The sequence below is a fragment of the Sphingomonas sp. Leaf21 genome (genome assembly GCF_916858675.1).
GTDB lineage: Bacteria > Pseudomonadota > Alphaproteobacteria > Sphingomonadales > Sphingomonadaceae > Sphingomonas.
The window spans coordinates 1-1,219 of record NZ_CAKASM010000052.1 but is presented as its reverse complement, the minus strand read 5'-3'; the positions used below and the strand labels follow the sequence as shown (position 1 = coordinate 1,219).

Sequence of the window (1,219 nt, the reverse complement as noted above, 5' to 3'; positions counted from 1 at the left end):
TGAGTAGCCCCTAGTTTTCTAGACGCCTTGAGCCATCAAAGCCTGCTGCCGTTCGAACTCGACGGGCGACAGCATCCCGTTCCTGACATGCTTGCGGACCGGGTTGTAGAACATCTCGATGTAATCGAACACGTCCTGCCGGGCTTCGTCGCGGGTTTTATAGGTCCGACGCCGGATGCGCTCACGCTTGAGCGAGGAGAAGAAGCTCTCGGCCACGGCATTGTCGTGGCAGTTGCCGCGTCGGCTCATCGAGTGCTCAAGATTGTGAGCGCGGATGAAGGCAGCCCAGTCCATGCTCGTGAACTGCGATCCCTGGTCTGAATGGATCAGCACCCGACACTTCGGCTTACGCCGCCAGACCGCCATGTGCAGCGCCTGCAAAACAACATCGGTTGTCTGACGGCTTTGCAACGACCATCCCACCACGCGACGGGAGTACAGATCGAGCACGACCGCCAGATAGGCGAAGCCCTCCATCGTGCGGATATAGGTGATGTCCGTCACCCAGGCGCGATCAGCCTGCGGCACGTCGAACTGCCGATCCAACGTGTTGGCAGCGACGGCCGAAGGCCTTCCTCCTGAACTGCCTGGACGCCGCTGGTAGCCGATCTGCGCCTTGATGCCTGCCAGGTTGGTCAGGCGGGCAACGCGATTGGGACAACAGGTCTCGCCCTGATCGAGCAGATCGTCGTGCAACTTTCGATACCCATAGACCTTGCCGCTGTCACTCCAGGCCTGCCGGATCAATGCAATCTGCCGAGCATCTTCTTGCGCTCGCCGGCTCAGCGGCGCTTTGCGCCAGGCGTAAAAACCGCTGGGCTGGATCGCCAGGCACCGGCACATCGCGCGGACGCCAAACTGGTTCTGATGCTCGGCAACAAACGCGTATCTCACTTGGCATCCCTGGCGAAATACGCGGTGGCTTTTTTTAAGATGTCGCGCTCCTCGGTCACCCGAGCCAACTCGCGCTTCAACTGGCGGATCTCTGCGTCCTTATTGCCGTCGCCCGACGCGACCTTCGCAAACCGCTTCTTCCACGCATACAGCGAGTGTGGGCTGACGCCGAGGCGCTGCGAAACCTCCGCTACCGGGTAACCCCGCTCCGTGATCTGCACCACTGCGTCACGCTTGAACTCATCGCTGAAATTGGGTTTCCCCATCGTCGCCTCCTGTCCTCAAAATTAGGACCCGAGGCGTCCAGAAATCTAGGGGCTACTCA

Annotated in this window: 1 protein-coding gene; it reads right to left on the bottom strand. The window is 60.3% G+C overall.

The window, feature by feature from the left end:
• Positions 1-18 precede the first annotated feature (18 nt).
• Positions 19-1,160, bottom strand: a protein-coding gene (locus tag LRP66_RS18185; RefSeq protein WP_230484008.1) for an IS3 family transposase whose coding sequence is annotated in 2 segments (ribosomal slippage) — positions 19-920 and positions 920-1,160 — 1,143 coding nt in all. Because the reading frame shifts where the segments join, the coding sequence is not laid out codon by codon here.
• Positions 1,161-1,219 lie beyond the last annotated feature (59 nt).